The organism is Robinsoniella sp. (assembly GCF_034124845.1).
The window spans coordinates 1-5,209 of the sequence record NZ_JAWYAJ010000563.1 but is presented as its reverse complement, the minus strand read 5'-3'; the positions used below and the strand labels follow the sequence as shown (position 1 = coordinate 5,209).

Here is a 5,209-nt window from a genome sequence, read left to right as displayed (position 1 = left end):
AAATATACCGCAAAGTGGGGCGTGCAGATGACGGGAATGAATTTTCAAACACGCTTTAGCCCTTCACCGCACCGATCATAGCACCTTTGGCGAAATATTTCTGTGCAAATGGATAGATACACAGAATTGGCAGGGTAGTCACTACTACCGCAGCCATCTTCAGGGAATCTGAAGTGACGGTATTGGCGTTTTGCGCCAGTGCCTGAGAAACGGATGTGATCTCCTTTTGTGCAGCCATCGCTCTGGCCAGCATCTGCTGCAGTACGGTCTGAACCGGCCACATAGCGCTGGACTTCATATAGAACGCTCCTGCAAACCAGTCATTCCAGTGGTTTACGGCTGTGTACAACCCAACTACGGCGATTACAGGTTTACTTAAGGGAAGCATAATTCTTCCATAGATTCCGAAAAATCCGCAGCCATCCAGCTTTGCTGACTCTTCCAGGCTCTCCGGTATAGATTCAAAAAAGGTACGCATCATTAACAGGTAGGTAACGCTCACCAGTCCCGGTACCACATACACCCAAAATGAATCCAGCAGATGAAGGTTGTTGTATTGGATATACGTGGGGATCATACCACCTCCAAAGAGCATGGTAAATGTAATCAGCATGGTAATCACCTTATTTCCGGGGAGCATCTTTTCCCTTAGAGAAAATGCTGCCAGGGAAGTAACCGCCAGGCTGGCTGCTGTACCGATAAACGTTCTTGCAATGGTAATTACATATGCTTTCATGATACTTCCGTCTGCAAATACTTCTTTGTAATTGTCCAGGGTAAATAATCTGGGCCAGAAATACACGCCTCCTTTGGCTGCATCGGTTCCGTCATTTAATGACAATGCCACTACGTTCAGGCACGGAAGCACGATCAACAGGCATATGATAATAATGATCAGGTAAATGATTGCCTGTATAAACCGGTCCATTGGGTTTTTCTTGATTTTCTTTGCTACCTTTATAGTTTGTTTGTTTTCTCTGCCCATGCAATTCCTTTCCAGAGCGTGTTCGAAATTGCATGCTGCATTTTCAAATACGCTCTAATACTTTCTTGTGCCACCCCGCACTATTACAGCGTTGTAGTACTAGTAGTCCTTAAAATTAGCTGTAAAAATTAATTGCTGTTTTATCTTCTTCGTACAGCTTCTTCAGATAATCCTTAAACTTGTCGTTTCCAGCCGACTTTAACTGTGCACGGAAGGATTCAACGATAGATTTCACTTCTGCATCATCCTTTGCAAAAAATGCCTGGGTTAATACTTCTTTATAGTTTAACAGATCCATCTGTGCTTTTACGTCTTCCATTCCTTCTGCGGACAGATATGCCGTTGCATCAAGACCTTCGATCAATTTCTTCTCTCTGGGGTATTCCTTTGCCACTTCCACCGAACGTTCAAAGGTTGTACTGGAAGATGCGCCAGGACGGCTCTCTCCGAAGTTATCCATAGGATTCAAATTGGTTAATACAAAATCAAAAAATTCCAGTCCGCTTCCGCCCATTCCGGCACCTACATGGTTTACCAGCCAGTCGGTATCACCTTCATTTAACTTTTGTGCCACTTCATCTGTCAGCTTTGGTTTTCCGTCTTCCATATTGTAGGAAACGCCTTCCACACCGTACTGGCAGAGGAGCGTTCCTTCTTTTGTAGACAGGTAGTCAAAGAACTTAAAGATTTCTTCCGGATTTTCAGCATCTGCAGATATCGCCCATGCACCATTTGCGGTCTTTCCATGGGTTACTTTCTTGTTATCACCCTGGATGTCATTTAACGGTCCAAGGGGTACCCAGTCATCTGATCCGTAGATAATTTCCTGATAGTTATGGACATCGCCGATAATTGCGGAATTATGTGTCTTGGATACTTCTTCCGCCCGGGTACTGTCCATGGTGAAGAATTCCGGATTCATCAGCCCTTCGTTTAATAATTTTCGTACGTAATTGATTTTATCGTATACATGATCTGTTTCTGCTTCATGCATGACATTTCCATTTTCGTCCAGGTTATAGCCATCGCTTACCCCCCAGTCCAGGCCTGCAATATCAAATTTCAATGCATCTACCGAACCGCCCCAGAACTTGGGTCCCAGAGGCCATACATCATTGCCGTTATCATCTTTGAATCCGCCCTGCTTAATTTTTACAAGCAGATCATAAAACTGTTCCGGAGTGCGGATTTCCCTTGGATCAATTTTCAACTCATCTGCAATTTTTTTCTGGATATAAGGCCCTCCCAGATATTCATTTTCCGGAATGTACTCCAGGGAACGGTCAATTTCATCGATTCCAAGGTGCATTAAATATACGGCGCCATTGAAATCATCACGAAATACAATGTTTTTCTTAGAATCATGGGGCAGATAATCATCTTCATAATATTTGGAATATACTTTGGAGTTTTTCATAACCTCGGATACATCTGCAAACATACCTTCTTTTGCTGCTTTTAACAGCAACGGAAATTCCGGTCTGGTGGAGTCATTTAAATACGTAACAATTACATCCGGAATGGTGCCTGCCGCCAGCTGGGAAGCCAGGACTTTTGCATCGCTGTCACCGGGGGTATACTGTATATTTAATTTAATACCGGTTCTTTTGGTAAGTTCCTGCATTACCGGCGTGCTGTTAATATCTTCCGGTAAGGTATACCCGATATCATCCACATATACCTGAACATTAATGGTCCGGTCTGCAATCCAGGTATCCGGTTTGTCAGCAGCGGTTTCTTCTTTGGAATCCGCCGTTTTATTTTCTGCATTCTTTGTGGTTTCTTTTGCACAGCCTGCCAGCAGCCCTGCCGCCATGGTTCCTGCCATCATTACCGCCAGTATTTTTGTTGCCAGTTTCTTTTTCATATCAACAAATCCTCCTTTTGAAAGCTTTTTATTAACTCCCGTTACCATAGTCCCACTTCCGTGGTCTTTTTACAGATCCGATTACAGATAATAACCATTACCAGTCCCACGATACCCTGTATCAGTCCAATTGCCGTGGCATAACCAAACTGTCCGCCCTGTAATCCCACACGTACTACATAGGTATCCAGAGTGTCCGCCAACGCCATATTTCCAGGCGTTCTTAACAGATAAATCTGTTCAAATCCCGAGGAAAGAAGTCCGCCGATTCCCATGATAAACAGCAATCCAATGGTTCCCCGGATACTTGGAAGTGTAATGTGCCACATTTTCTTAAGCTTGGAACAGCCATCCATCTCTGCCGCCTCATACAATGCAAGATCCACACTGCTGATTGCCGCCAGATAGATAATGGAATCCCATCCGATATTCCTCCACAAGTCCATGGAAAATAAGATTTTGAAGAAATACTTTGCCTCCATCAGGAAAAAGGTGCTTCCATCCCCGCCCATCTGGGAGATTATCTGATTTAATACTCCGGTATTAGGCGCCAGTATTCTCTGCAGCATGGTTACGATAATAACCGATGATAAGAAATGAGGCAGATAGGTGATGGTCTGGGTAACCTTTTTAAATTTCAGACTGCGGATTTCATTGAGCAGAAGTGCAAGAATGATTGCAAATGGAAACTCCAGAATGCACTTAATCGCACCAACACTCAAGGTATTGCGGATCAGCCTGAAACAGTCATAGCTTTTGAAAAAGGATTCAAAGTAGCGGAACCCTACCCAGGGGCTGCCCCAGATTCCTTTTCGAAACGAATAGTCCTTGAAAGCCAGAACACTTCCTGCCATTGGAACGTAGCAGATTAATATGTAATAAATGATACATGGCAGCAGCATCAGGTACAGGGGCCAGAATCTCATCAGACGCTTTCCAAGCGGTGCCTTGACCGGCCTTTGCCTGACTGGCTTTTGCTTTTCGGACTTTCTTACAGCAGCAGTTTGCATTTGTTCCTCCTCCTTTTATTTGATGAAATTATTATAAATAATTTCCTGTATTTCCCACAATGGACAAAACATTTTTATTTAGTGTACATTTCTACACACAGCGGATAATGATCCGACAGGTAAACTCCGTCATGACAGTCCGTCCATTTTTCTATTCCACAGCTGCATAGCTTATCTTCTGCAAAGATATAGTCAATTTTTTCAGGCTGGGCAAGCTTCCCATAATCATGAAAAGTCCCCCCTGCCAGTGCTGCCATATCCCGGAGTCCCGGGTATTCTTTCATGGTCTGCATCTCCTGGGAATCCGGAAAGGCATTAAAATCTCCCGCCAGAATAACCGGGATATCGGGAAAGCCTTTCTCCTCCCTTAACTTCTGTAAGATCTGGCGCAGTCCCAATGTCCGTGCCAGGGTTCCTTCATGGTCCAGATGTACATTTATAATCCGGAACAGTTCTCTTGTCTGGAGATTCTGAAGCACTGCCTCTGTACATGCCCGGGGGCAGATGCTCTGCTGGGGATAGCGGCTTCCAGGCTGTGACGGTGTCTTGGAAAGCCAGAAAGTTTCCATGGAGATCAGATTATACTTTCCCTTCTGGTACGCAATGGTGGTCTGTTCATCTTCCAAAGTGCTGCTTCGCCCGCACCCGATCAGGTAATAATCTGTCAGGTTTTCTTTTAACCAGAGGGCAACATGGGGCAATACCTCCTGAAAACAGATTACATGGGGCTGCTCCTGGGCTATTTTCTTTAAAATCAACGGCTTTCTGGCAGAAAAACAATTTATGCCATCCTGATTGTAATCACATCTTATATTAAATGCAGCCAATTTAATCATCCTTCATCCCTCACCCTTTCCGGTTTGTGCTGAGGCGGATTTTTTACAACGCTTTCGTCTTCCTGGCATACGTAGGTTTCAAATCCATCAAGATCATCTTCCCGAAGAATAAAGATTCTTGCCCCTCTTTGCAGTCCCTCTTTCCCATAGCCTCCGTAGCCGCTTGCCCTTCCGTAGCCCAGAACAATGCCATACATCTTTCCCCAGAAGTCGTTAGCATGGTCATGACCTGCAAACAGCCCCCTGGTATGCCCTTCCTCCAGCATTGCCGTAAAAAATCCAGAATTGATACGCGGGCAGCCAATGCCCTCATTTTTCTCTCCATAGCAGACTTCCATATCCCATAATTCATGAAACTCTGGTATTGCCATATGTAAAAAGGTGAGTGCCGAAAATGCTTCGCCCGGATTATTTCGTTCATACTCTTTCATCATTTCCTGGTACCAGCTTATTTGTTTTTTCCCCAGATAAGCATAATCCCCAACCTGGGGCATTGGGTTATAATCTCCGG

At 44.5% G+C, this 5,209-nt stretch carries 5 protein-coding genes; all 5 read right to left on the bottom strand.

Annotated elements, in window-relative coordinates; translation table 11 throughout:
- Positions 1–55: 55 nt before the first annotated feature.
- Positions 56–985, bottom strand: coding sequence for a carbohydrate ABC transporter permease (locus tag ACH2DQ_RS27930; protein WP_394914326.1), 930 nt, complete (start codon positions 983–985; stop codon positions 56–58).
- A 115-nt stretch (positions 986–1,100) separates the two neighbouring features.
- Positions 1,101–2,852, bottom strand: a complete 1,752-nt coding sequence (locus ACH2DQ_RS27925; protein WP_394914325.1) for an extracellular solute-binding protein — start codon at positions 2,850–2,852, stop codon at positions 1,101–1,103.
- Between the two features lie 41 nt (positions 2,853–2,893).
- Positions 2,894–3,862: an ABC transporter permease gene (locus ACH2DQ_RS27920; protein WP_394914324.1), complete on the bottom strand. Its 969-nt coding sequence runs from the start codon at positions 3,860–3,862 to the stop codon at positions 2,894–2,896.
- 74 nt (positions 3,863–3,936) lie between these two features.
- On the bottom strand, positions 3,937–4,698 hold the full coding sequence (locus ACH2DQ_RS27915; RefSeq protein WP_394914323.1) for an endonuclease/exonuclease/phosphatase family protein: 762 nt from the start codon (positions 4,696–4,698) through the stop codon (positions 3,937–3,939).
- The coding region (locus ACH2DQ_RS27910; protein ID WP_395028727.1) for a hypothetical protein at positions 4,695–5,209 on the bottom strand (515 nt) is incomplete at its 5' end. The genes ACH2DQ_RS27915 and ACH2DQ_RS27910, both read right to left, overlap by 4 nt.